We start from the raw sequence: 25,285 nt of genomic DNA, 5'->3' as shown, positions 1-25,285 counted from the left end.
TCGGGATTTTCTAGTCGGCCCAGACCGTTTCGATCGGGGTGCCCTCGTTCGGCGGCGGGGTCGGCACGGCGGACGGGGTGCGCGAGAACCGCGGCGCGGGTGCGTGCTGCACCACGCCGTCGAGTTCGATGAGTCCGGTGCGGGCCTGGATGTGCGGGTTCTGCTCGGCCTCGGTGAAGGTCAGTACGGGTGTGGTGCAGGCGTCGGTGTGCTCGAAGATGGCCCACCACTCGTCGCGGGTCCGGGTCTTGATCTTGTCGGTGAACAGCTTGCGCAGCTGGTCCTGCCCGGCCGGATCCAGCTGATGCGGCAGGCCTTCGGGATCGATCTCGAGGCCCTTCAGGAATTCCGCGTAGAACTGCGGCTCGATGCAGCCGACGGCCAGGTACTTGCCGTCGGACGTCTCGTAGGTGTCGTAGAACGCCATGCCGGTGTCGAGCAGGTTGGTGCCGCGTTCATCGGACCACAGTCCCATGCCCTTCATGCCCCAGATCATGTGCGACAGCGACAGTGCGCCGTCGATCATGGCCGCGTCGATGACCTGGCCCTGCCCGGAGTTCTGCCGTTCCACCAGCGCGGCCAGGATGCCGAAGACCAGGAACATGGAGCCGCCGCCGAAGTCGCCGACCATGTTCAGCGGCGGGACCGGCCGTTCGCCCTTGCGGCCGATGGCGTTGAGCACACCGGTCAGCGAGATGTAGTTGATGTCGTGTCCGGCGCGGTCCGACAGCGGGCCGAACTGTCCCCAGCCGGTCATCCGGCCGTACACCAGGCGCGGATTGCGTTGCAGCGCAACGTCGGGACCCAGGCCCATGCGCTCGGTGACGCCGGGGCGGAAGCCTTCGAGCAGCACGTCGGCCTTCTCGATGAGCCCGAGCACCTTCTCGATGTCGGCGGGATCCTTCAGGTTGGCCTCGACGATGGTGCGTCCGCGCCACTGCGGCCGTTCCATGAAGCCCGGGAACTGCCCGGCGCGCTGTACCCGCACCACGTCCGCGCCGAGGTCGGCGAGCAGCAGCGCCGCGTGGGGGCCGGGCCCGATCCCGGCCAGTTCGACAACGCGGACGCCCGCGAGCGGGCCCTGCCTGGTGGATGAAGTGCTCACGTTCTGCCTCGTTCATCGTCGAATCGGCGCACCGGCTCACAGCGCCGGTATTGACGCTATGACAATAACGCGGACCCGGTGCGGCCTGGCAAGCCGGGCACGGCCATCCGGGGACCCGGTCGGCTGTCCGTTTCCGCGCGCATGCCCGACAATGCGGGGACGAGGCGAACGAAGGAGTCCGGGTGAGCGCGTGGGGCGAGCTGCTGGTCGGCTTGGCGATCCTGATCGGGTTGGCGGGCATCGTGGTGCCGATCCTGCCCGGGGTGATTCTCATCTTCGCGGCAGTGCTGGTCTGGGCGATCCTCACCGGCGGGTCCGCCGCCTGGACCGTATTCGCCGTCTGCACAGTGTTTCTCGTGCTCAGCGGTGTCATCAAGTACACCTGGCCCGGTCGCAAATTGAAGGCCGCGGGAGTGCCGAACCGTGCCCTGCTGGTCGGCGCGGTGTTCGGCATCGTCGGCTTCTTCATGGTCCCGGTCGTCGGCCTGTTCCTGGGTTTCGTTCTGGGCGTTTACCTTTGGGAACTCTGGCGATTGCGCGCCCAGGGACCCGCCTGGACCTCCACCGTGCACGCGCTCAAGGGCGCGGGTCTGTCGATGCTGATCGAACTCTTCGGCGGCCTGCTGGCGGCCGGGACCTGGCTGCTGGGCGCGGTCCTGATCTAGCGCACGGGGGACGGCGCGACTCGCCGCCCGGGCGGTGTGCTGCCCGATAAAGAAGACCGATCGGTGTTCTATTGGGTTGCGCCCGAGGGAGGTACTCATGCGCGGCCCGTCGCTTCCGCTCACCCGCGACACCCTGCTGTCGCCGGTCGTCCTGCCCGCGCTGATCGCGGCCGCGATGCTGCTGCCGATCCAGCCCGCCACCGCCGGTCCCGTCTTCGACGGTGCGACCCTGCTGGCCACCAATGTCGAAGGCGCGGGCGCTCGTTTGGCCCTGTCCTCCGGAAAGTTCGTCGAGGACACCGCGAATGGCTGGATCGACGTGGTGGACCGCAACGGTCGGCTCGTCGAACAGGTGGTGCCGCAGGTCCTCGTCGACGGCGTGGTGATGCCGCTGGAATTGACCATCGGCGGTGCGGGCAGGGAACTTTCGGCACGGGTGATGGGTGTGGTCACCGAGGGCGCGCGGATCGCGGCGAGCGGAGTGCGGCGGGCGGGTGCGGCCGCGGAGGCCTGCGTCGACAAGGGACTGTCGACCGCGGTGGTCGCGGGCCTCATCGCCGCCATCACCGGTGGGCTGCTCGCGGTGCTGTCGCTGAACCCGGTCGGCATTCTGACCGCGGCGGCGCTGGCCGGGATGGCGGGCGCGTGGAGCGGTTTCACCGAGGGCTGCGCCCGGGGCGCGCTGGAGAGTTTGCAGCATCCCGAGGCGACCTCGGTGCACGAGCTCGATCAGATCGCGCTCTGAGCCGAGCGCTTCCGGACTAGCCGCGTTTGCGGCGGCGCGGGTCGATGATCGGCAGCGGAAGGGTGTCCGGCGCAGGCTGTTTCGCCAGGTCCGCGACCGGTAGCCGCAGGGTCGGCGATTCCCCGGTGGCCCTCGGCGGGGTGCGGTCCGGATCCGCGAGCCGGGTCACCCGGGCGGGCAGGCCGTAGAAGGCGCGGGCATTGTCGTCCAGGACGCGGCGCAGGTCGGAGCCCACCGCGTCGCCGATCAGGTCGATATCGGTATTGCGGAACGGGCGGCCCGCACGGGTGCCGGGCAGGTCCGAGCCGAACATCAGCGCCTCGGGGTTGACGGTGTGGATTTTGCGCAGTGCCGCACCGATATTCATCGACACCCGCCCGAATCCGGAGGCCTTCACCTTGGCCCCGCGGTCGACCAGGTTGAGCAGGTACGGCAGGCAGTCGTCGGACATGCCCATGTGATCGATGGACAGTTTCGGCAACTTGGTGATGACCGGTTCCAGCGAGCCCAGCATGGAGCCGTCGATGTAGAGCTCGACGTGCCAGCCCGCCAGCTCGTAGGCGCGCAGCGCCAGCATGGTGAGCCCGACGATGTCGCCGCCGCCGCGCTTGAGGTTGAAGCGGATGGCCCGCACCCCGGCCCGGTTCAGGTCGATGATCTCCGCGTCGGAGGTGTCGATGTGCAGGTTGGTGACGCCCACCCAGTTGTCGCCGAGTTCGCCGAGCGCGGCCAGCAGGTAGCTCTGATCGTTGCCCTGGAAGGAGCCGCTGACCACCGCACCACCGTCGATATCGAAGCGCGCCATCCGGCGGCGATAGTCGGCGATGGTGTAGGGGTCGGGCAGGTAGCCCTCGTTCTCGATCAGCGGGAACCGCGGATCGATGATGTGGACATGGGCATCGAACACCAGATCAGCATGCCTCAGAACGGTGACATGTGTGGATGACCTTGTCCGGCTGGCGGATTCGTGCTGGTCACAGCACCCCGCCCGCCGGTTCGGTCTCCTCGGTCAGTCGGCGGTGACGATCTTGCCGGGCTCGCTGGCGGCGAGCATCTCGTCGCGCTCGACGACCTTGACGCGCTCGCGGCCCTGCGGCTCGCCCAGGGCGCGCTCGTGCGCGTCGAGGCGGTACCAACCGGCCCACGTGGTGAACGGGACGCCCTTGGACTCCAGGAACGCGGTGACCGCGTCGAGTTCCGGCTCGGGGGCCGGGGCGAAGTTCGCGGCGTCGTCGAGCAGGCAGGCGATGGTCTCGTTGGCGTCGCCCTTGGTGTGGCCGATGAGGCCGACCGGGCCGCGCTTGATCCAGCCGGTGACGTAGGTGGCGGGCTCGTAGCGGGCGGAGCCGTCGGCGTCCTCGTCGACCAGCACGCGGCCGGCCTCGTTGGGGACGGTCCCGGCCTGCTCGTCGAAGGGCAGCGCGGGGATGTTCTGCGACAGGTAGCCGACCGCGCGGTAGACGGCCTGGATGTCCCAGTCCTTGAATTCGCCGGTGCCCTTGCAGTTTCCGGTGCCGTCGAGCTGGGTGCGCTCGGTGCGCAGACCGGTCACCTTGCCGTCGGTGCCGACGATCTCCGAGGGGCTCTCGAAGAAGTGCAGGAACAGCTTGTGCGGGCGGTCGCCGACATCGCGAATGGCCCACTGCTCCAACGTATTGCAGATCATGTCGACCTGCTTGGAGTGGCGGCGCGCGGCCTCGGAGCCCTCGTCGTAGTCGATGTCCTCGGGCGCGACGATGACCTCGATGGTCGGCGAGTGATCGAGCTCGCGCAGTTCCAGCGGGGTGAACTTGGCCTGCGCGGGACCGCGGCGGCCGAACACGTGCACCTCGAGGGCCTTGTTGGCCTTCAAGCCGTCGTAGACGTTCGGCGGGATCTCGGTCGGCAGCAGTTCGTCGCCGGTCTTGGCCAGCACGCGCGCCACGTCCAGGGCGACGTTGCCGACGCCGAGGACCGCGACCTTCTCCGCGTCCAGCGGCCAGGTGCGCGGCACGTCCGGGTGGCCGTCGTACCAGGACACGAAGTCCGCGGCACCGAAGGAACCGTCGAGGTCGATGCCCGGAACCTCCAGGGCCCGATCGGCATTCGCGCCGGTGGAGAAGATGACCGCGTCGTAGAAGCGGCGCAGATCCTCGAGGGTGATGTCGACGCCGTAGTCGATATTGCCCAGCAGCCGGACCTGGTCCTTGTCGAGCACCTTGTGCAGGGCGGTGATGATGCCCTTGATACGCGGGTGGTCGGGGGCGACGCCGTAGCGGATGAGGCCGAACGGCGCGGGCATGCGCTCGTACAGATCGATGCTCACGTCCGCATCGGACTTCATCAACGCATCGGCGGCGTAAATACCGGCCGGTCCGGCGCCCACGATCGCAATGCGTAGCGGGCGGGTCGCTGCACTCTGTTCGGTCATTCTTCCGCGCACCCTTTGGGTCGAAACTAACTTGCCGTCAATACTCAGCCGTCGTTCTTAGCTTAGGCTAAGTTGACGCCCTGGCTCCGGGTACCCTCGTTGGCCCCCGACGCTGCAGCGTTGCTGCGATGTACTGCTATTCCGCACCTGGGGCGGAAATTGTGCTGATTCTATCGGTGACTCACGCCGTGCTCCGCGCGCAGGGCGGTGAACTGTGGGAATGCCGTGCGTCCGGGCGGGCGTCGACCAGGCATGATCAAGCCATGAGCGACGTCGAGGAAACCCCGGCCGAAATCGATCAGGGCGACAACCGCAGCATGTGGCCGTTCCTGGTCGCGGCCGGTCTGATCGTCTTCGTGGTGCTCGGCATCGTGATAGCGACCCTGGTGTCGCCGGTTGAGAAGAATGTCACAGATTCCGATCGGCTCTCGCTCGTGGCCACCCGGTTCATCGCGGTCGCCGACGGCACCGACAAATCCGGTGAGTCCTACGCCTGCAAGGACTTCGACGCGAACCGCTCCCCGCTGCGCGTCGCGCAGGCCACCGGACGCCAGATCACCTTCGACAAGCTCACCGATGCCGCCGTCGACGGCGACAAGGCCACTGCCCAGGTGAGTTTCACCGTCGACGGGCTGCAATCCACCTCGACATGGCACTTCACCCGGGCGGATTCCGCCTGGTCGGTGTGTAATTAGGGATTTCGGCCGCTGACCGATGGAAACGTTTGACACCGGGGCCTCGGGTTGGGCAATCTCATCCCAGGTCATGAGTATCAGCGCCAAGCCCCGGCTCGCTGATCGGCAACCCTCCTCCGCGGTGGGGTGCTCCGGGTGACGACCTGGCCACGCGTCGAACCACGACGCGGCAAGTGCGGATTCACAGGAGGTACAGGTGAGCTACGCGGGTGATATCACGCCCAAACAGGCGTGGGAGCTGTTGCGCGACAACCCGGACGCGGTGCTGATCGACGTGCGCACGGAAGCCGAATGGCGTTTCGTCGGCGTGCCCGACACCAGCGGCATCGGCCGACCCACCGCGCTGATCGAGTGGGTCGACGCCACCGGCACGCGCAACGATCGCTTCACCGACCAGTTGCAGCAGGCGCTCGGTGAGCGTGCCGCCGACTCGGACGCGCCGGTGATCTTCATCTGCCGGTCCGGCCAGCGCTCCATCGGCGCGGCCACCACCGCCACCACCCTCGGCATCGCACCGTCCTTCAACGTCGTCGACGGTTTCGAGGGCGGGCTGGACGGGCAGGGCCATCGCGGCGTCACCGGTTGGCGTGCCGACGGCCTGCCATGGAGGCAGTCATGATTCACGGTGGTTCGTTCGAGCGTCCGCTGCCCGAGGGCGTCGGCCCCGCCACGCTCGGCGTGCGCGGCGGCACCCGGCGCAGCGGCTACGACGAGACCTCGGAGGCGCTGTTCCTCAATTCGGGTTTCGTCTACGAGAGCGCCGAGGCGGCCGAGGCCGCCTTCACCGGCGAGATCGAGCACTTCGTCTACTCGCGCTACGGCAATCCGACGGTCGCCATGTTCGAGGAGCGACTGCGGCTGATCGACGGCGCGGAAGCGTGTTTCGCCACCGCCTCCGGCATGTCCGCGGTGTTCACCGCGCTGGGCGCGCTGCTCGGCGCCGGTGATCGACTGGTGGCCGCGCGCAGCCTGTTCGGCTCCTGCTTCGTGGTCGCCAACGAGATCCTGCCGCGCTGGGGCGTGGAGACCGTCTTCGTCGACGGCGAGGACCTCGACCAGTGGGAGCGGGCGCTGTCGGTGCCGACCCAGGCCGTGTTCTTCGAGACCCCGTCCAATCCGATGCAGGCGCTCACCGATGTCCGCGCGGTCTCCGACCTCGCGCACGCGGCGGGCGCGAAAGTGGTGCTGGACAACGTCTTCGCCACTCCGCTGCTGCAGCGGGGCTTCGATCTCGGCGCGGATATCACCGTGTACTCGGGCACCAAGCACATCGACGGCCAGGGCCGGGTGCTCGGCGGCGCGATCCTCGGGCCGAAGGACTACATCGACGGCCCGGTGAAAACCCTTATGCGCCATACCGGTCCGGCCATGAGCCCGTTCAACGCCTGGACGCTGCTCAAGGGTCTGGAGACCATGCCGCTGCGGCTGCGCCAGTCGGTCGAGTCCGCGCTGCGGCTGGCCGAGTTCCTGGAGAGCCACCCGGCCGTGGCGTGGGTGAAGTACCCGTTCCTGTCCTCGCACCCGCAGTACGAGCTGGCCCAGCGCCAGATGTCGGGCGGCGGCACGGTGATCACCTTCGAACTGAAGGCTCCCGAGCACGAGGCCAAGAAGCGCGCCTTCGAGGTGCTCAACGGGCTGCGCATCATCGACATCTCCAACAACCTGGGCGACGCCAAGTCGCTGATCACCCATCCGGCCACCACCACGCACCGCGCGATGGGGCCGGAAGGCCGTGCGGCCGTTGGCATCACGGACGGCGTGGTGCGGCTGTCGGTCGGGCTGGAAGACATCGAGGATCTGCTCAACGACCTCGATCGCGCCCTGGGCTGATCGAAAACTGTCCAAGAAAGGCCGGAACCCACGAGGGTTCCGGCCTTTCTCGCGTTTCGAAGAGCCATTGACAGCATCCTGTCAAAGATGACAGTATGCTGTCATGATGAAGACCGTGCACCTGGCCGTCTACGACACCTTTTCCGACTGGGAGCCCGGCCACGCGACCGCGCACATCAACCGCCCGCTGTGGCATCGCGAGCCGGGAACCTGGCAGGTGAAGACGGTCGGACCCACCGCTGAACCGGTCACCTCGATGGGTGGCATGCGCGTCACGCCGGACGTCGTGCTCGCGGATCTGAAGCCCGCCGACAGTGCCATGCTGATCCTGCCGGGCCTGGCCCTGGAAGCGGATCCCGCCGCGTTCGGCCCCTTCGGCGCGAAGGCGCGCGAGTTCCTGGCGGCCGGTGTGCCGGTGGCCGCCATCTGCGGCGCCACCTTCGGTCTCGCGGCCGAGGGCCTGCTGAACGACCGCCCGCACACCAGCAACGCGGCGGAATACCTTGCCTACAGCGGATACTCGGGCGGCGAACACTTCGTCTACGAACCGGCCGTCACCGACGGTGATCTGATCACCGCGACCGGCACCCGCCCGGTGGAATTCGCCCGCGCCATCCTGGGCCGCCTCGACATCTTCGAACCGCACATCCTGGAAGCCTGGTACCAGCTCTACGGAAACAACGATCCCGCAGGCTTTTTCGCGCTCGCCGAGTACGAGGCCGGTCGTACGGCCGCGACGGTATGACGGCCGACGGTCAGCGGCTGTTCGCCACCGCGGCGGTCACCTCGTTCAAGCTGAACGGCCAATTCCTTTCCATCGCCGAGGAATTGGCCAAGCCGTCGGGTATCACGGTGGCCTGGTGGCAGGTATTGGGCGCGGTGCTGCACGAACCGCTGCCGGTGGCCGGTATCGCCCGGGAGATGGGCATCACCCGACAGAGCGTGCAGCGCGTCGCCGATCTGCTGGTCGACAAGGGCTTCGCCGAGTATCACCCGAACCCGGCGCATCGCCGCGCCAAACTGGTGGCCATCACCGAAGCCGGTCACGACGCGGTGCGCGCCATCGATCCCCAGCATGCCGCCATGGCGAAGCGGCTGGTGGCGCAGCTCGGAATCGATGAGCTGGCCCGCATCGTGGACGCGCTGACCACTTTGTCCGCCGCGCTGGACGCCCTCGAATAGCTCAGGGGGACAAGCGAACAGCTCAGGCGGAGAACGGATCCTTGGTCTTGCCGACGAGCGAGGCGACCGACGGCAGGATCGAGGTCGGGCGGTAGGGGAACTGTTCGACCAGGGCCGGGGTGGAGATGCCGGTGGTGACCAGGATGGTGCGCATGCCCGCCTCCAGGCCCGCGATGACGTCGGTGTCCATCCGGTCGCCGATCATCACGGTGGAGCGGGAGTGCGCGTCGATGCGGCGCAGGGCCGAACGCATCATCAGGGGATTGGGCTTGCCGACGTAGTAGGGCTTCTTGCCGGTGGCCTGGGTGATGAGGGCGGCGACCGAGCCGGTGGCGGGCAGGATGCCTTCGCGGGAGGGACCGGTGGCGTCGGGGTTGGTGGCGATGAAGCGGGCGCCGGCGGCGATCAGCCGGATGGCGGTGGTGATGGCTTCGAAACTGTAGGTGCGGGTTTCGCCGAGCACCACGTAGTCCGGATCGGAATCGGTGAGTACGTAACCGATTTCGTGCAGCGCGGTGGTGAGGCCGGATTCGCCGACCACGTAGGCGGTGCCCTCGGGGCGCTGTTCGTGCAGGAAGTTGGCGGTGGCCAGCGCGGAGGTCCAGATGGATTCGATGGGGATGTCCAGGCCGGTGTGCTTGAGCCGGGCCTGCAGATCGCGCGCGGTGTAGATCGAATTGTTCGTCAAGACCAGGAACGGGATGGCGTTGTCGCGCAGTTCGGCGAGGAACTGGTCGGCTCCCGGGACCATGTGATTCTCGTGGACCAGCACACCGTCCATGTCGGTGAGGTAGGACAGGATCGGGTCTGCGCTAGAAGTGGTCACGCCGCACATTCTCCGCTATCGGGCGGGGGAGTGCTCATATATTCCGGCTCTGACTGACCGTCCGACCAGTCTCATCCCTGGAATATCGTCCCCCGACCCCGGGTTCGACCCGTCGGGTGTGACCCCTGCCGCATCCCGTCCCGCCGCTGACCTATGGTGCGAGGTATGGCCGTTCCATGCCGGTTTGTCACCACGCGCGATGCCCGGCACTCAGGACGGTCGAGCGGGAGGTTGGGCCCGTACAACCCAAGCGCAGCAACGCGACAGGAGTGCCGCAGGTGAAGAACCTCAAGCTCGGATACAAGGCATCGGCCGAACAATTCGGCCCGCGCGAACTGGTGGAGCTGGCGGTGTCGGTCGAGGCGCACGGCCTCGACAGCGCCACGGTCAGCGATCACTTCCAGCCCTGGCGGCACAACGGCGGGCACGCGCCGTTCTCGCTGGCCTGGATGGCCGCGGTCGGCGAGCGCACCAAGCGCATCCAGCTCGGCACCTCGGTGCTGACCCCGACCTTCCGCTACAACCCGGCCGTGATCGCACAGGCCTTCGCCACCATGGGCTGCCTGTACCCCGACCGCATCATGCTCGGTGTCGGTTCCGGTGAGGCGCTCAACGAGATCGCCACCGGCTTCCAGGGCGAATGGCCGGAATTCAAGGAGCGTTTCGCGCGCCTGCGCGAGTCGGTCGACCTGATGCGCGCGCTGTGGACCGGTGAGCGCACCGACTTCGACGGCCAGTACTACCGAACCGTCGGCGCGTCGATCTACGACGTGCCCAAGGGTGGCATCCCCGTCTACATCGCCGCGGGCGGTCCGCTGGTGGCCCGCTACGCCGGTCGCGCGGGCGACGGCTTCATCTGCACCTCGGGCAAGGGCATGGACCTCTACACCGAGAAGCTGATGCCCGCCGTCGAGGAGGGCGCGGCCAAGGCCGGGCGCACCATCGACGACATCGACCGGATGATCGAGATCAAGATCTCCTACGACACCGATCCCGCTCTGGCACTGGAGAACACGCGCTTCTGGGCCCCGCTGTCGCTGACCCCGGAGCAGAAGCACTCCATCACCGACCCGATCGAGATGGAGGCCGCCGCCGACGCGCTGCCGATCGAGCAGATCGCCAAGCGCTGGATCGTGGCCAGCGATCCGGACGAGGCCGTCGCGCAGATCAAGCCGTACCTGGACGCCGGGCTCAACCACCTGGTCTTCCACGCGCCGGGCCACGATCAGCCGCGCTTCCTGGACCTGTTCCAGCGCGACCTCGCACCGCGCCTGCGCGCGCTGGCATAAGTACCGCACGACACAGCCGACGCGACGGCGTCCGGGCCCGGAGGCTATGGGCAAATGTCCTCCGCCGGACGCCGTTTCGCGCTTCGGAACCGGGCTCCGAGCGGGACATATGTCATGTGATTGCAGTCGCTTCACCAGCGTCCCGGGTATCGGTCGCGCCGGAAACCCCTGCTGAGACCGGCCGAACGGGATTGATAGCTGACATGCATCAATCGGCTCACCTGTCGTGTTGTCCGGCAGACGCGGAAATCGGCCCATAACGGTCGGTAGTCTTTCGCTCATGGCTGCCACCACGGTTTCCAGCGTGTACATCGCGTCCCCCGAGGGCGACACCGGCAAGTCGACGGTGGCCCTCGGCGTCCTGCAGGCCATGGCGGCCACCACCCCGCGGGTCGGAGTCTTCCGGCCCATCACGCGCTCGGCGACGGGCCGTGACTACATCGTCGAGCTGCTGCTCGAGCACTCCACCGCCGACGTCGACTACGACCAGGCCACCGGCGTCACCTACGAACAGGTGCACGAGGATCCGGACGCGGCGATCAGTGAGATCGTCATGCGCTATCACGCGGTCGCCAAGCAGTGCGACGCCGTGCTCATCGTCGGCAGCGACTACACCGATGTCGCCAGCCCCAGCGAACTGCGCTACAACGCCCGCATCGCCGTCAACCTCGGCGCGCCCGTGCTGCTGGTGGTGCGCGGAATGGGCCGCACCTCAGAGGAATTGACGCATCTGGTGGAGCTGTGCCGCAGCGAACTCGTCGCCGAGCACGCCAAACTGGTGGCCGTCATCGCCAACCGCTGCGAGCCCGAACAGCTCCAGGCCGACGCCGCCGCTCTGAAGGCGGCCTGCGCGGTGCCGTCCTGGGCGCTGCCGGAGGTGCCGCTGCTGCAGGCCCCCACCATGGAGGAGCTGCGCGAGGCCATCGACGGCCAGATGTACAGCGGCGACCCGGAACTCATGCAGCGCGAAGCCCTCGAGGTGATCGTGGGCGGCATGACCGCCGAGCACATTCTGGAACGGCTCACCGACGGCGTCGCCGTCATCACCCCCGGCGACCGCTCCGACGTGCTGCTGGCGCTGGTGAACGCCCATGAGGCCGAAGGCTTTCCGTCGCTGGCGGGCATCATCATGAACGGCGACATGCTGCCGGAGCCGTCCATCGCCCGGCTGATGGCGGGCCTCAAACCCAAGCTGCCCATCCTCTCGACCCAGCTCGGCACCTACGAGACCGCGAAGGCCACCGCGCTGACCCGCGGCCGGGTGTCGCTGTCGAGCATCCGCAAGGTGGACACCGCGCTGGCGCTGATGGAGGAGCGGGTCGACCCGCGGGAACTGTTGCAGCAGATCGAGATTCCGATCCCCAACATCGTCACCCCGCAGATGTTCGAATACCAGCTCATCGAGCGCGCCCGCAACGACCGCAAGCGCATCGTGCTGCCCGAGGGCGACGACGACCGCATCCTGCGGGCCGCCGGTCGCGTGCTGCAGCGCAAGATCGCGGATCTCACCATCCTCGGTGACGAGACCAGCGTGCGCGGCCGGGCCGCCGAACTCGGCGTCGACATCGAGGCCGCCGAGGTGCTCGATCCCCACACCTGTCCGCTGCGCGACGAGTTCGCCGAGGAGTACGCCCGGCTGCGCGCCCACAAGGGCATGACGGTCGATCGCGCGCGCGAATTCATGAGTGACATATCGTATTTCGGCACCATGATGGTGCACATGGGGGTCGCCGACGGCATGGTGTCGGGTGCGGCGCACACCACCGCGCACACCATCCGGCCGTCCTTCGAGATCATCAAGACCGAGCCGGGCGTCTCGACGGTGTCCAGTGTGTTCCTGATGTGCCTCAGCGATCGGGTGCTGGCCTACGGCGACTGCGCCGTGGTGCCGGATCCGACCTCGGATCAGCTGGCCGATATCGCGATCTCCTCGGCCCGCACCGCCGCCCAGTTCGGCATCGAGCCGCGGGTGGCCATGCTCTCCTACTCGACCGGTGAGTCCGGGACCGGTGCGGATGTGGACAAGGTGCGCTCCGCCACCAAGCTGGTGCACGACCGTGCGCCGGAACTGTTGGTGGAGGGCCCGATTCAGTACGACGCGGCGATCGAGCCCGCGGTCGCCAAGACCAAGCTGCCCAATTCCGCGGTGGCCGGTCAGGCGACGGTTTTCATCTTCCCGGATCTCAATACGGGGAACAACACCTACAAAGCGGTGCAGCGCAGCGCCGGCGCGGTGGCCATCGGCCCCGTGCTGCAGGGGCTGCGCAAGCCGGTGAACGACCTTTCGCGCGGCGCGCTCGTCGCCGACATCGTGAACACCGTTGCCATCACCGCCATTCAAGCGCAACAGGAGGCGTCATGAAGGTTCTGGTGATCAACTCCGGATCCTCGTCCATCAAATACCAGCTGGTGGATCCGGCGACCGCGGAGGTCGCCGCGTCCGGTGTCGTGCAGCGCATCGGCGAAGAGGTCGAGCCCGATGTGGTGACCGTCGAACACAGCTGTGGCGACCGGACTTTCGAGTATCGGGGTTCCATCGCCGATCACGCGGCGGGCCTGCACGTGGTGTTCGATCTGTTCACCGCCGCCGGCCAGGATCTGGCGCACGCCGATCTGGGCGCGGTCGGGCATCGGGTGGTGCACGGCGGCGAGGTGTTCTACCAGCCCACCGTCATCGACGACACCGTGGTGAAGGCCATCGAGGACCTGTCCGCCCTTGCCCCGCTGCACAATCCGCCCAACGTCATCGGCATCGAGAGCGCTCGCGCGCTGCTGCCGGACGTCCCGCAGGTCGCGGTGTTCGACACCGCGTTCTTCCATCAGCTGCCGGCGGCCGCCAAGACCTACGCCATCGACGCGGAAGTCGCTGCCGCGCACGGGATCCGCAAGTACGGCTTCCACGGCACCTCGCACGACTACGTGTCCGGGCAGGCCGCCGAATTCCTGGGCCGCGAGCGCGCGGATCTCAACCAGATCGTGCTGCACCTGGGCAACGGCGCGTCCGCCTCGGCGATCCGCGCGGGCCGGGCGGTGGACACCACCATGGGCCTGACGCCGCTGGAGGGCCTGGTCATGGGCACCCGCTCCGGTGATCTGGATCCGGGCATCATCTTCCATCTGATCCGCACCGCGGGCATGGATGTGGACGATGTCGACGCGCTGCTCAACCGGCACTCCGGCATCAAGGGCATCTCCGGCGTCAACGACTTCCGGGAGCTGGGCCAGCTCATCGAAACCGGCCATCCCACCGCGAAATTGGCGTTCGACGTCTACATCCACCGGCTGCGCCGCTATATCGGCGCGTACCTGATCGAGCTGGGCCGGGTGGACGCCATCACCTTCACCGCCGGGGTCGGCGAGAACGACGCCCGGGTGCGGGCGGAGGCGCTGGCAGGGCTGGAACGCTACGGCATCCGCGTCGACGCGGACCGCAACGCGGAGCGCAGCCGGGTGGCCCGGCGTATCTCGGCCGACGACTCCGAGATCGCGGTGCTGGTGGTGCCGACCAACGAGGAGCTCGCCATCGCGCGCGCCTCGGCCGAGCTGGTCGGCTGAACGACTTACTGCCGGGACAGGTTCATGAAAACATCATGATCATCCCGGCAGGGTGATACCCGGCTCCGGTTCCTCCGGGCCGCCCGGAACCCGTGTCGCACCACGCACAACCGCGGTAGGTACGACTTCCCTCGCCTGTTCCGTCGATCCCCGGCTGCCCCTGGGATCGCCGCGGTCCGCGACACGGGATCCTTCCGGTCTCGTTGTCAGAACCAGGATTTCGCGCGCACCGCGTTGGCCAGGTCGACGAGGGCGTACCGGTGCGAGCGGGCGGGTGCGGAGCGGGCCAGCCCGCGCAGCCCGGTTTCGATGCCGCGCCGCAGGTCGGTTTCGGTGAACGGCGATCCGAACAGCTTGGCCTCCACCGACTTCGGTGTGTTCCCGCCCTGCACCCAGCCCAGAGCGATGCCCAGCGCCAGGATCCGCAGCTGCGCCGCACGCCCTTCGCCGGGCGGCAGTCCCTGCACCCGCGCCGCCGCCACCTGGAGGGTCGACTCGTCCAATTCCGTTGCGGGAGCACAGGTCAGCAGCATGAGGATGGCGGTCATCCGGGCCTCGGCGTAGTGCCGGGAGGCGGGCGGCACCTGATCGAGCGCGTGCACCGCCGCCGTGATGTTCCCGGCCGCGGCCAGTTGCCGGGCCAGCCCGAAGGCGGCGCTCACCACGCCGCGGTCGGTGCGCCAGACGGTGGCGTAGTAGTTCTCGGCGTAGACCCGCCACTGCTCCGGATCGTCGGAATCCCAGTGTTGCAGAATCAGTTCCGCAGTGGCCGCCAGCGCCAGCTTGGGCGCGATCTCGCCGGGCAGCGCCTCCAGGACGGCGTCGAAGCGGGCGAACGCGCGCTCGAATTCCAGCTCCAGCAGTTCGGTCAGGCCCAGGTACCAGTCGACGCGCCAGTCCGGTGCGGCCGGTCGCGGTTCGTCGTCGAGGCGGGCCAGCAGCATCCGTGCCGCGGCGGGCTCACCGAGATCCAGGTGGGCACGAACCTCGGCCAGGGTGACCTCGACCTCGAAAGTCTCAGGTGCGCCGCCGGGTTCGGCTCCGGCGCGTTGCCGGGCGTGCCGCAGCTCGTCGAGGGCGTGCCGGGGTTCGGGGTGCGCGGCTCCGGCCAGCAGCGGCGCGGACGGATCGCCCGGATCGATGATGGGCACCGGCAGCGCGGCCACCACGTCGGCGGGGCGCAACAGGGTGTCGCGCGGGATGCCGTCGATGATGCCGTCGGTCTGCGCGATCACCTCGCCGGTGCCGAAGCTGGTGCGCGGCGGGCTGAACAGCGACGAGAGCTGCGGATGCTCGGTGCCGGTCTCGACCGCCAGGATCTCGCGCAGGACGCCGGTGAGCTGCCCGGCCAGCACCCGCGCGGTGGGGAAGCGGCGGTCCGGGTCGGGGTGGGTGGCGCGCAGCAGCAGCCGGTAGAGGAACTCGTGCCGGGCCAGCACCGGCTGGGTGCCCGGATCGGGGATGCCGTCGCAGTAGGCGCCCTGCTGCATCGGCATGCGCAGGGTGAGCACGGCCAGCGCGCGCCCCACCGTGTAGATGTCGGAGGCCACGGTCGGCCCGGTGTGCCCGATCTCGGGGGCCTGATATCCCCTGGTGCCGTACAGGTTTCCGTACGCCTCGAACTGCGCCACCGCGCCCAGGTCGATGAGCTCGACCCGATCGCTGGTGATCATGATGTTGTCGGGTTTGAGGTCGTTGTAGGCCAGGCCCACCGAATGCAGATAGTCCAGTGCCGGAAGGATTTCCAGCAGGTAGGCGATGGCCTCGGTGACCGGCATGCGGTCGGTGGCGCTGTGATGGTCGAGCAGATCGCGCAGCGAATGCCCGCCCACGTACTCCATCACGATGTAGCCGATGGGCACCCCGTCCGGCCCCGGATTCTCCACGAAGTTGTGGATCTTCACGATGCTCGGATGCACCACCTCGGCCAGGAACTGCCGCTCGGCCAGCGCGACCGCCTGCGCCTCGGCGTCACCGGCGTGCAGCAGGCCCTTGAGCACCACCCAGCGGTCGCTGACATTGCGGTCGATGGCCAGGTAGATCCAGCCCAGGCCGCCGTGTGCGATGCAGCCCTGGATCTCGTACTGTCCGGCCACCCGGTCGCCGGGGTGCAGCGACGGCCGGAAATCGTATGGCGCGCCGCAGGTTTCGCAGGTGCCGGCGGTGGCGGCCGGACCGACCGCGGTGGCCCGCCCCACCGGTTTGCCGCAGCGCCAGCAGAATCGCCGCCCCTCGGCGACCATCGGATCGTCCAAGACGGCGGCTTCCGGATCCACCGGCGCCACCGCCGGGATCGGCACCAGCCCGGCCCCGAGTCGGCGCACGGTCGGCCGGGTGCGGGCCATCCGCGCGGTCCGCTGCGAGGGACGGGTGGGGGTGCGGGTCTCGGGGTCGCGCGCCGAATCATCCTGTCCCGCAACGGCCGACTCACCCTGTCCCGCGACGCCGGGATCGAGATCGGGTTCGGCCGGTGCCGGATCGAATTCCCCGGTGCTGACCCGCCGGGTCGCCTCGGTTTCGGTGCGCGTGGTGGCAGCGGTGGGCACGCCCGCGCCGAATCGTTCGGTGGCGCGGGTGGATTCGCCGTCGGCGGCGGGGTGGTCGGGCTCGGACGGTGTGGTCATCGTCAGTCCTGGTACCTCGGGGGCGGCGGGACGGCGGCGGTGCCGAGTTCGGTGCTCAGCCAGCGCTGGTAGAGGCGATTCCAGGTGCCGTCGCCGCGAATGCGCTCCAGGGTGCCGTTGACGAATCGGACCAGGTCGTCGGCACCCTTGGCGATGCCGATCCCGTACTCCTCGGTGCTCAGGTTCGGACCCACCACCGAGGTGGCCGGATCCTGTTCGGCCAGACCGGCCAGCAGCGTGTCGTCGGTGCTGATCGCGTCGACCTGCCGCTGCTGCAGCACCACCAGGCAGTCGGCCCAGCTTGGCACGGTGAGGATCGACGCGGCGGGTTGCTCGCGTCGCAACAGATCCAGCGAGGTGGTGCCGCTGACCACGCACACCCGCTTGCCCGCCAGATCGGCGAGCCCGGTGATGCCGGAGCTGGGCACCGTGAGGATCCGCTGATGCGCCTGCAGATACGGCGTGGAGAACGTGACCGTCTGTCGCCGTTCGCAATTGATGGTCATGGTCTTGATCACCACGTCCACCGTGTGTTCCTGCAGCGCGCGTTCGCGATCCGCGGAGCCCAGGATCCGGTACTCGATCTGGCCCGGATCCCCGAGCAGGTCGCGGGCCACCTCGCGGGCGATGTCGACGTCGAAGCCGGACAGGGTGCCGGAGGTCGGATCCCGGAAGCTGAACAGATTGCTGCCCGGATCGAGGCCGACCAGCAGCCGGCCGCGCGCCCGGATGGCATCGATGTCGGGGCCGCCGCGGGCGGTGTCGGGGCGCAGGCTGATCGTCGGGTCCCCGCAGGTCGCGGGGGCGGGCGGGGCCGGAACCTGGGTCTGGACGGGGACCGCGCCCGACGGCAGCGGCGGTTCCACATAGCTGGGCGCGTGCGAGGACGGTGCGGGCGGCGCGCCATCCTCGGCGCAGGCGGCGGTCAGCGCCACCGCCGCGGTCAGGGTGGGAATGATCAAGGCGCGCAACGAGATCCGGGTCATCGGTACTCCCGCAGTCGCGGCCACAGTCCCGCCGCCACCAGCACCGCGGCGGCGGTGCTCAGCATCAGCGCGCCGGGGCCCAGCAGATCGAGGGTGCGGGCGGCGTGTGAGCTGTCGGTGCGCAGCATGTCGCGGGATTCGGTGATGCCCTCGCCCAGGGCCCGGTCCAGGGCGTCGGTCTGCGCGGCGGCCTCGGCCGCGCCCGGCCCGGTCGCGACGGCGGCGGCACCGACGAAATCGCCCTTCGAGAGTGCGTCGTTCATGCGCTGGTGCGCGGCCTGCCACTGGTCGAGCGCGGTGCTCGCGGTCTTGACGTCGCCCGCGCCCGGCAGATCGGATCCGTAGTGCGACAGGATGTTCCGCAGTTCGACGATGGCGGCGTCGTAGGTCCGGTCGTAGTCGGCGCTGGTGTCGCGGCGCACCAGCTTGAGGGTTTCGGCGGTGCGGGCCTGCTGCGCCAGGATCCGCCCGGTGGTGAGTGCGGCGGTCGGCGTGCTGCCGCGGTCGCGCGAGTGCACGGTGTCGACGGCGGAGATGAATCCGGCGATCACCGTCCAACCCAGCAGCACCACCATGGTCGCGGTGGCCAGCAGCAGCCCCAGGTTGAGCACCCGCTGCCAGTGCCGGAACAGGAAGTACTGCGCCGCGGCCAGTGCCGCCACCGCCAGCAGCGGCAGGATGATCGCTGCCCACGGCGGTCGCACGTGATTGCGCTGGGTGGCGGTGATGGCCGCGGCCCGATGTTCTTGCAGCTCCTGGGCTTTCGGCAACATGGTGCCCTGCATCAGGTTGGACGCCTCGCTCAGATACGCCGCCCCGACCGGTTGTCCGCTGCGATTGTTGGCGCGCGCCGTCTCGATGATGCCGCTGTACACCGGAAGCGCGGTGGCGATCCCGCTGCGCAACTGCGTATCCGCGTCGCCGCCACTGCGATTGGACTGGGTCACCAGTTCGTCGGCGGCCTCGCCGAGTGCCTGGTTGTAGCGGTCACGCACCGGTTTCGGTTCCACGCCACCGGAAATGAACGCGGTGCCCGCGGAGGCGTCGGCCACCGACAGCGAGGTGTAGAGCCGCTGCGCCGAATACGCGTCCGGTTCGGAGCGATCCAGCAGGCTGTCGAGGGCGTGTTGCCGGTTGGTCACCGACGTGGCGGTCACGATGCCCGCCACCCCGCACAGGCTCAACAGCACCAGTCCGACGGCGATCAACCGGGCCGGTGAGGAGCGCACGAAGGTGCGCATCTCGGTGGTCGCCAGGCGTTCCCGCCAGGCCGAGGCGGCCGCGTCGGGCGGCAGCTCGTCCGCACTCGACTGCTCGGTGCGAGTCATCCTCACCTCCCACTGGCCGAATCGAACGACCGACTTGCTGATATCGGATGAGCTTATTGTGGACGTACCGATGCCGTGCCGTGGGAGCACCCGCCGCGCGCCCGGCCCGGGAAAGCGGTGACAGATGGGATTGCGAAGATGCGTGGTGACGGCGACGGCTGGGCCGAGAGCCCCGATGGCACCCGCCAGTGGGGCCGCTTCGGGGCCGCTGGACTGTTGCTGCGCGCCCCGCTGACCGGTGGCGGCTCCGCGGTACTGCTGCATCATCGGGCGGCCTGGACCCATCAGGGCGGCACCTGGGCGCTGCCCGGCGGCGCCCGCGACAGCCACGAGACCACCGTGCACGCCGCCGTCCGCGAGGCCGAGGAGGAGGCGGGCATCGCCGCCGGTTCCATTCGGGTGCGCGGGTCCCGGGTCACCGCCACCGCCCCCAGCGGCTGGACGTACACCACGGTCATCGCCGATGCCGCCGACCGCCTGCGCACCCGCGGCAACCTGGAGAGCAAGGAACTGGTCTGGGTGCCGGAGGACGAGGTCGAGGACCGGGCGCTGCATCCCGGTTTCGCCGCCGCCTGGCCCGCGCTGCGCGCCACCCCGACCCGGGTGAGCCTCGACGGCCTGCCCGACACCGCGGCGGTGGCGGCCGCGTTGCCGCGCACCCTGGATCTGGCCGACCACGGCTTCGTCTGGCTCTATAGCCAGCCGGGGACCAACGGCCACGCGGCGAACGGAAGCGGCGGGCGCACCGCCCGATTCGGCGAGCCGGACCCGACCACCGAACCGGCCGATTTGGCCGGAAATGTGTTGATCCTCACTCTGGCCCAGGTGTTGTCTTGAAGGCGTGAGTACGCGCGAGGTTCCCACCTACTGCCGGATCTGCGAGCCGCTGTGCGGACTCGTCGCCACCGTCGAGGACGGGAAGCTGGTGCGGCTGCGAGCCGACAAGCAGCATCCGCTCTCGCGCGGCAACGCCTGTCCGAAGGGCATTGCGTTCACCGAGATTCAAAATGATCCCGACCGGGTGCTGTACCCGCTGCGACGGGTCCGGGGCGGCGGTGAATCCGATTCGGCGGCAGGCGAGTTCGAACGGGTCTCCTGGGACGAGGCGCTCGACGATATCGGGGCGCGGCTGCGCGGGATCATCGGCGAGCACGGAAACGAAAGCCTCGGCTGGTATTTCGGCAATCCCTCCTCGTTCTCCTATTCACACACCCTGTGGATGCTGGGTTTCCAGCTCGCCGCGGGTCTGCGGCACGTGTATTCCGCTGGCTCGCAGGACATCAACAATCGGTTCGTGGCCAGCCAGCTGCTCTACGGTTCGCCGACCTCGGTACCGGTGCCGGATCTGGACCGCACCGACTTCCTGCTCATGGTGGGTGCGAATCCCGTTGTCTCGCACGGCAGCGCGATGAGCGTGCCGCGCATCCGGGAGAAGCTGACCGCGATCACCAAGCGCGGCGGCCGGGTGGTGGTGGTCGATCCGCGGCATTCGGAGACGGCGCGACTGTTCGAGCACGTGGGCGTGCGCCCCGACGGTGACGCCTGGCTGCTGGCCGCGCTGCTGCAGGTGATCTTCGAGGAGGATCTCGCCGATGCCCCGGCGCTGCGGCAGCAGGCGGCGGGTGTGCGCGAATTGCGGGACGCGGTAGCTGGATTCACGCCCGAGCAGACCTCGGCGGTGACCGGTGTCGACCCGGATCGGGTCCGGGAGCTGGCCCGCGACCTCGCCCGCGCGAAGTCCGCCGCGGTCTACGGCCGCACCGGCACCTGCCTGGGCCGTCACGCCACCCTGGTCGCCTTCCTGCTCGACGCGCTCGCACTGGTCACCGGGAATCTGGATTCGCCCGGCGGCTCGGTGTTCGGTAAGGAACTGGTGGCTGTCTCGGAACTCAATGCCCGCCTGGGCCTGATCGGCTACGGCAAGCATCGCTCCCGGGTCGGCGGATTCCCGGATGTGCTGGGCACCTTCCCGGCCGCCATCATGGCCAAGGAGATCACCACCCCGGGATCCGGGCAGCTGCGTGCCCTGTTCACGTCGGCGGGCAATCCGGTGTCCTCGGTCCCCAACGGCCGCGAATTGTCCGCCGCGCTGGGGCAACTGGATCTGTTCGTGTCCATCGACCTGTATGTCAACGAGACCAACCGCACCGCCGACTACATCCTGCCGGCCACCACGTTCCTGGAACGCGACGACATCCCGCTGCCGTTCGCCGCGCTGTCGCCGATCCCGTACACCCAGTACACCGAGGCTGTGGTTGCGCCCTACGGTGAGGCCCGGGAGGAATGGCGGATCATCGACGCCATCGCCACCCGAATCGGCGTGCAGCCCTTCGCCGCCGGGCCCGCGCGCCCCTTCGGACGCTTGCTGAGCGGCCTGCGCACCCGCGTGCCCGGTCTGTCCTCGGCTCGTCCCACTCCGCAGCTGCTGGTCGACCTGGCGGTGCGCACCGGTCCTTACGGCGACCGATTCGGCCTGCGCCGCAAGGGCATCAGCCTCCGCATGCTGCGCCGTCACCCGCACGGCCTGATCCTGGCGGACGGAATCTCCACCGGGGTGCTCCGAAAAGTAGTGCAGCACAAAGGCAATCGGGTGCAGCTCGCTCCCGCCGAGATCATCGCCGAACTACGTGAGCTGACCGAACTGCCCGCCGACCCCACCTACCCGCTGCGGGTGATCGGCCTGCGCGAACTCAAATCCCACAATTCGTGGATGCACAATGCCGAGCAGCTCATGCGCGGCGACCGTGAGCACGCCGCCCGCATCAACCCCAAAGACGCTGCCGTAGCGGGCATCTCCGACGGACAGCGCTGCCAGGTCAGCTCCCCGCACGGCACCATCGAGATCACCGCGCGGCTCACCGACGAGATGATCGAGGGCGCGGTCGCCATCCCGCACGGCTGGGGTCACCGCGGCGGCTGGCGGCGGGCCAACGCGGCGGGCGGCGCGAACGTGAACGAGCTGATGTCGAGTGCGGTCGCCGACGTGGAACGCCTCGCGGGCATGTCCAACCTGAACGGCGTCCCCATCCGCCTCGACCCGCTGCCCGCCTAGCGGCCGTCGTTCTCCAGGCTGTCGTTCTCCAAGATTCGCTGCTTGATGGCGCGCGCGGCGGCCGTCGGGTCGGCGGCCTCGGTGATGGCCCGTACCACCACGATTCGGGTCGCGCCCGCGTCGAGGACCTCCGGCAGGCGGGCGTCGTCGATGCCGCCGATGGCGAACCACGGGCGGCTGGTGTGCGAGTCGGCCGTCGACCGGACCAGGTCGATGCCCGCGGGGGTGCGGCCGGGTTTGGTGGGGGTGGCGTACACCGGTCCGGTGCAGAAGTAGTCGATGTGCTCGTCCACGGCGGCCAGTCCGGCCTGCGCGCGATTGTGGGTGGAGCGGCCGATGACCACGTCGGGGCCCAGGATCTGGCGGGCGTACCAGGGCGGCAGGTCACCCTGACCCAGGTGCAGCACATCCACTCCGGCGGCCAGTCCGATATCGGCGCGGTCGTTGCACGACACCAGCGCCCCGTGGCGGCGGGCGGCGGCTTTGAGTTCGGCGAGCACCCCGAGTTCGGCCTTGGCCTCGAGCGGGCCGAACTGCTTCTCCCCGGGCGAGCCCTTGTCGCGCAGCTGAATGATGTCGACGCCGCCGGCCAGTGCGGCCTCGGCGAACGCGGCCAGGTCGCCCTTGTCCCGGCGGGCATCGGTACAGAGGTAGAGCCGGGCGGTCGCCAGGCGTTCCCGCGGCGATATCGGCCGGTTCGGGTGGGAGGGTTGCACGGGCTCGACGGTAGTCGCGCTACCGTGGTGTGGCGAACCGGCGCGGTGGCGCGTCGTCGGCGTGGCGTTGCTCCGAGCCTTTGCCGGACGCCATGTTTCGAGAAAGATATATGCAGGTCCCGGGCGTGCCCGGGCGAGTTAGGTGGATTCGCGTGCGGACTCTGGCCGTTGTCGGCGGCGGTGTGATCGGGCTGTCGGCGGCATGGCGTGCCGCCGCGGCGGGCTGGACCGTCACCCTCTTCGACCCGGCCGTGGGATCCGGCTCCTCCTGGGTTGCGGGCGGCATGCTGGCCCCGCTCTCGGAGGGCTGGCCCGGTGAGGACGCCGCCCTCGAATTCGGGGCCGCGTCCCTGCTGCGCTGGCCCGGTTTCGCCGCCGAGTTGCGGGCGAGCACCGGCGTCGACGTCTTCGTCGCCGACCAGACCCTGACCGTCGCCCTGGACGCCGCCGACGCGGCCGACCTGCGCACCATCGCCGATTTCGTGAACGCCCACCGGCTGCCCGCCCTCGCGGATTCCGTTGGGCCCGAATCGGATTCCCCACTGCGCCTGCTGGATCGCGCCGGGGTGCGGGCGGCGGAACCGAGCCTGGGCCGCGCGGTGCGCGCCGGACTGCTGGCCACCGCCGAACCCGCCGTCGACAACCGCGCCCTGGTCACCGCGCTGCGAACCGCCTGCGCCGCAGCCGGTGTCGAGTTCCGTCCCGAAACCGTCCGTGACCTGGCCGAGCTGCCGCACGACCGGATCCTGCTGGCCGCCGGTGCGGCGAGCGCCGCGCTCTGGCCGGGCCTGCCGGTGCGTCCGGTGAAGGGCGAGATCCTGCGCCTGCGCCGCCGCCCCAGCGCCCCGCCCCCGCCGAGCCGGGTGATCCGGGCCCGGGTGCACGGCCGCCCCGTATATCTTGTGCCGAGGGGTGACGGACTGGTGCTGGGTGCCACACAATACGAAGTCGGGTTCGACAGCGCGGTCACCGTGGCCGGCGTGCGCGACCTGATCACCGATGCCGAATCGGTGCTGCCCGGCATCGGGGAGTACGAGTTCGCCGAGGCCATCGCGGGCGCGCGCCCGGGCTCGCCGGACAACCTGCCGCTGATCGGCCACCTGGACGACCACGTGCTGGTGGCAACGGGCCACGGCCGCAACGGAATTCTCGACACCCCGGTCACCGCCGACGCCGTGCTGGCACTGCTCGCCGACGGCGAACTGCCGGAGGCCAAGGCCGCGGACCCGAGCCGTTTCACTGCCGCACCGCTGTATTCAGGAGGAGTTCGATGACCGCAATTCCGGTGGGCGTCACCGTGAACGGGGAGGACCACGTCTTCCCCGACCCGCTGAGCGTTCGCGAGTTGCTGACCCGGCTGAACCTGCCCTGCCAGGGCGTGGCACTGGCCGTGGACGGCGCGCTGTTCCCGAAGTCGCGTTGGGACGAGCCGGTCGGTCGCGGCTGGGAGATCGAGGTGCTGACGGCGGTGCAGGGTGGTTAGCGATCCGCTGATCGACCCGCTGGTGATCGCGGGCCGCGAGTTCGGCTCCCGCCTGATCATGGGCACCGGCGGCGCGGAGAACCTCGCCGTGCTGGAGGAAGCGCTGCTCGCCTCCGGCACCGAACTGACCACCGTCGCAATGCGCCGGGTGGACGCGGCGGGCGGCACCGGTGTGCTGGATCTGTTGAAGCGCCTGGAGATCGCCCCGCTGCCGAACACCGCGGGCTGCCGCACCGCCGCCGAGGCCGTGCTCACCGCACAGCTCGGCCGCGAGGCGCTCGAGACCGAGTGGGTGAAGCTCGAGGTCATCGCCGACGAGCGCACCCTGCTCCCGGATGCCATCGAATTGGTCAGCGCCGCAGAGCAATTGGTCGACGACGGCTTCATCGTGCTGCCCTACACCACCGACGACCCGGTGCTGGCCAAACGCCTCGAGGACATCGGCTGCGCGGCCGTCATGCCGCTGGGCTCGCCGATCGGCACCGGCCTCGGCATCGGCAATCCGCACAATATCGAGATGATCGTGGCCGCGGCAGGCGTCCCGGTGATCCTGGACGCGGGAATCGGCACCGCCAGCGACGCGGCCCTGGCCATGGAGCTGGGCTGCTCGGCGGTACTGCTGGCCACGGCCGTCACCCGGGCCCGGCAGCCCGCGCTGATGGCCGCCGCCATGGCCCGCGCGGTCGAGGGCGGCCGGCTGGCGCGGCAGGCGGGCCGGATTCCCAAGCGATTCTGGGCGCAGGCCTCCTCGCCCGGATTCTGATCTGAACCCCCAGGACCGTCCGGGACGTATT

At 69.2% G+C, this 25,285-nt stretch carries 23 protein-coding genes and 1 riboswitch; of the genes, 15 read left to right on the top strand and 8 right to left on the bottom strand.

Features of this window, described 5'->3' with window-relative positions:
* Nucleotides 1-10: 10 nt before the first annotated feature.
* On the bottom strand, nucleotides 11-1,105 hold the full coding sequence (locus tag OG300_RS30145) for a CaiB/BaiF CoA transferase family protein (protein WP_405486759.1): 1,095 nt from the start codon (nucleotides 1,103-1,105) through the stop codon (nucleotides 11-13).
* Nucleotides 1,106-1,287: 182 nt separating this feature from the next.
* Between OG300_RS30145 and OG300_RS30140 the strand changes: the two genes are divergently transcribed.
* Together OG300_RS30140 and OG300_RS30135 are read left to right on the top strand one after the other, a co-directional pair.
* Nucleotides 1,288-1,770: a DUF456 domain-containing protein gene (locus OG300_RS30140; RefSeq protein ID WP_405486758.1), complete on the top strand. Its 483-nt coding sequence runs from the start codon at nucleotides 1,288-1,290 to the stop codon at nucleotides 1,768-1,770.
* A 97-nt stretch (nucleotides 1,771-1,867) separates the two neighbouring features.
* Nucleotides 1,868-2,515: a hypothetical protein gene (locus OG300_RS30135; RefSeq protein ID WP_405486756.1), complete on the top strand. Its 648-nt coding sequence runs from the start codon at nucleotides 1,868-1,870 to the stop codon at nucleotides 2,513-2,515.
* 16 nt (nucleotides 2,516-2,531) lie between these two features.
* Here OG300_RS30135 and OG300_RS30130 read toward each other — a convergent pair whose 3' ends face one another.
* Complete coding sequence (locus OG300_RS30130; protein ID WP_405486754.1) at nucleotides 2,532-3,422, bottom strand: amidohydrolase family protein; 891 nt, start codon at nucleotides 3,420-3,422, stop codon at nucleotides 2,532-2,534.
* Between the two features lie 102 nt (nucleotides 3,423-3,524).
* Nucleotides 3,525-4,925 carry an FAD-dependent oxidoreductase gene (locus OG300_RS30125; protein WP_405486752.1) on the bottom strand — a complete coding sequence of 467 codons (1,401 nt, stop codon included), beginning with the start codon at nucleotides 4,923-4,925 and terminating at the stop codon, nucleotides 3,525-3,527.
* A 263-nt stretch (nucleotides 4,926-5,188) separates the two neighbouring features.
* Here OG300_RS30125 and OG300_RS30120 point away from each other — a divergent pair, with 263 nt between their 5' ends.
* The 5 genes from OG300_RS30120 to OG300_RS30100 all read left to right on the top strand — a co-directional run bounded on the left by OG300_RS30120 (nucleotide 5,189) and on the right by OG300_RS30100 (nucleotide 8,632).
* Complete coding sequence (locus tag OG300_RS30120; RefSeq protein ID WP_405486750.1) at nucleotides 5,189-5,620, top strand: hypothetical protein; 432 nt, start codon at nucleotides 5,189-5,191, stop codon at nucleotides 5,618-5,620.
* Between the two features lie 66 nt (nucleotides 5,621-5,686).
* A riboswitch (SAM riboswitch) is annotated at nucleotides 5,687-5,802 on the top strand.
* Nucleotides 5,803-5,816: 14 nt separating this feature from the next.
* Complete coding sequence (locus OG300_RS30115) at nucleotides 5,817-6,239, top strand: rhodanese-like domain-containing protein (RefSeq protein ID WP_405486748.1); 423 nt, start codon at nucleotides 5,817-5,819, stop codon at nucleotides 6,237-6,239.
* Entirely contained in the window at nucleotides 6,236-7,450 is a 1,215-nt protein-coding gene (locus OG300_RS30110; RefSeq protein WP_405486746.1) for an O-succinylhomoserine sulfhydrylase, read from the top strand. The genes OG300_RS30115 and OG300_RS30110 overlap by 4 nt, the downstream gene beginning before the upstream one ends.
* Before the next feature lie 103 nt (nucleotides 7,451-7,553).
* Entirely contained in the window at nucleotides 7,554-8,195 is a 642-nt protein-coding gene (locus OG300_RS30105; protein WP_405486744.1) for a type 1 glutamine amidotransferase family protein, read from the top strand.
* Nucleotides 8,192-8,632, top strand: coding sequence for a MarR family winged helix-turn-helix transcriptional regulator (locus OG300_RS30100; RefSeq protein ID WP_405486742.1), 441 nt, complete (start codon nucleotides 8,192-8,194; stop codon nucleotides 8,630-8,632). The genes OG300_RS30105 and OG300_RS30100 overlap by 4 nt, the downstream gene beginning before the upstream one ends.
* A gap of 22 nt (nucleotides 8,633-8,654) precedes the next feature.
* Here the strand turns inward: OG300_RS30100 and OG300_RS30095 are convergent, their stop codons facing one another.
* Nucleotides 8,655-9,413: an HAD-IIA family hydrolase gene (locus tag OG300_RS30095; RefSeq protein WP_405498731.1), complete on the bottom strand. Its 759-nt coding sequence runs from the start codon at nucleotides 9,411-9,413 to the stop codon at nucleotides 8,655-8,657.
* 323 nt (nucleotides 9,414-9,736) lie between these two features.
* On the opposite strand from OG300_RS30095, the gene fgd reads away from it, so the two are divergent.
* The 3 genes from fgd to OG300_RS30080 all read left to right on the top strand — a co-directional run bounded on the left by fgd (nucleotide 9,737) and on the right by OG300_RS30080 (nucleotide 14,302).
* Nucleotides 9,737-10,747, top strand: coding sequence for a glucose-6-phosphate dehydrogenase (coenzyme-F420) (gene fgd, locus OG300_RS30090; protein WP_405486740.1), 1,011 nt, complete (start codon nucleotides 9,737-9,739; stop codon nucleotides 10,745-10,747).
* Between the two features lie 280 nt (nucleotides 10,748-11,027).
* On the top strand, nucleotides 11,028-13,109 hold the full coding sequence (gene pta / locus OG300_RS30085) for a phosphate acetyltransferase (protein ID WP_405486738.1): 2,082 nt from the start codon (nucleotides 11,028-11,030) through the stop codon (nucleotides 13,107-13,109).
* Entirely contained in the window at nucleotides 13,106-14,302 is a 1,197-nt protein-coding gene (locus tag OG300_RS30080; protein ID WP_405486736.1) for an acetate kinase, read from the top strand. The genes pta and OG300_RS30080 overlap by 4 nt, the downstream gene beginning before the upstream one ends.
* A 206-nt stretch (nucleotides 14,303-14,508) precedes the next feature.
* Here the strand turns inward: OG300_RS30080 and OG300_RS30075 are convergent, their stop codons facing one another.
* Genes OG300_RS30075 through OG300_RS30065 form a run of 3 tightly spaced genes read right to left on the bottom strand, consistent with a single transcriptional unit; the run spans nucleotide 14,509 to nucleotide 19,240 of the window.
* Nucleotides 14,509-16,926, bottom strand: a complete 2,418-nt coding sequence (locus tag OG300_RS30075) for a serine/threonine-protein kinase PknG (RefSeq protein ID WP_405486734.1) — start codon at nucleotides 16,924-16,926, stop codon at nucleotides 14,509-14,511.
* Nucleotides 16,927-16,928: 2 nt separating this feature from the next.
* Nucleotides 16,929-17,912 (bottom strand): glutamate ABC transporter substrate-binding protein, encoded by a 984-nt coding sequence (locus OG300_RS30070; RefSeq protein WP_405486732.1) that lies wholly within the window; start codon nucleotides 17,910-17,912, stop codon nucleotides 16,929-16,931.
* Nucleotides 17,909-19,240, bottom strand: coding sequence for a hypothetical protein (locus OG300_RS30065; protein ID WP_405486730.1), 1,332 nt, complete (start codon nucleotides 19,238-19,240; stop codon nucleotides 17,909-17,911). Before OG300_RS30065 ends, OG300_RS30070 begins: the two co-directional genes overlap by 4 nt.
* Before the next feature lie 138 nt (nucleotides 19,241-19,378).
* On the opposite strand from OG300_RS30065, the gene OG300_RS30060 reads away from it, so the two are divergent.
* Nucleotides 19,379-20,077, top strand: a complete 699-nt coding sequence (locus OG300_RS30060; protein WP_405486729.1) for an NUDIX domain-containing protein — start codon at nucleotides 19,379-19,381, stop codon at nucleotides 20,075-20,077.
* 4 nt (nucleotides 20,078-20,081) lie between these two features.
* On the top strand, nucleotides 20,082-22,292 hold the full coding sequence (locus tag OG300_RS30055) for a molybdopterin-dependent oxidoreductase (RefSeq protein ID WP_405486727.1): 2,211 nt from the start codon (nucleotides 20,082-20,084) through the stop codon (nucleotides 22,290-22,292).
* On the opposite strand, the gene thiE is transcribed toward OG300_RS30055, so the two are convergent.
* Nucleotides 22,289-23,008: a thiamine phosphate synthase gene (gene thiE, locus OG300_RS30050; RefSeq protein WP_405486725.1), complete on the bottom strand. Its 720-nt coding sequence runs from the start codon at nucleotides 23,006-23,008 to the stop codon at nucleotides 22,289-22,291. The genes OG300_RS30055 and thiE overlap by 4 nt on opposite strands.
* Before the next feature lie 152 nt (nucleotides 23,009-23,160).
* On the opposite strand from thiE, the gene thiO reads away from it, so the two are divergent.
* The 3 genes from thiO to OG300_RS30035 are packed head-to-tail and all read left to right on the top strand — an operon-like array spanning nucleotide 23,161 to nucleotide 25,254.
* Entirely contained in the window at nucleotides 23,161-24,282 is a 1,122-nt protein-coding gene (gene thiO / locus OG300_RS30045) for a glycine oxidase ThiO (protein WP_405486723.1), read from the top strand.
* Nucleotides 24,279-24,491 carry a sulfur carrier protein ThiS gene (thiS, locus tag OG300_RS30040; RefSeq protein WP_405486721.1) on the top strand — a complete coding sequence of 71 codons (213 nt, stop codon included), beginning with the start codon at nucleotides 24,279-24,281 and terminating at the stop codon, nucleotides 24,489-24,491. Before thiO ends, thiS begins: the two co-directional genes overlap by 4 nt.
* Nucleotides 24,484-25,254 carry a thiazole synthase gene (locus tag OG300_RS30035; protein ID WP_405486719.1) on the top strand — a complete coding sequence of 257 codons (771 nt, stop codon included), beginning with the start codon at nucleotides 24,484-24,486 and terminating at the stop codon, nucleotides 25,252-25,254. Before thiS ends, OG300_RS30035 begins: the two co-directional genes overlap by 8 nt.
* The last annotated feature ends 31 nt before the right edge of the window (nucleotides 25,255-25,285 follow it).

Source organism: Nocardia sp. NBC_00511, assembly GCF_045161165.1.
In the GTDB taxonomy this organism is placed as follows: domain Bacteria; phylum Actinomycetota; class Actinomycetes; order Mycobacteriales; family Mycobacteriaceae; genus Nocardia.
This window is presented reverse-complemented; position numbering and strand designations above follow the sequence as displayed.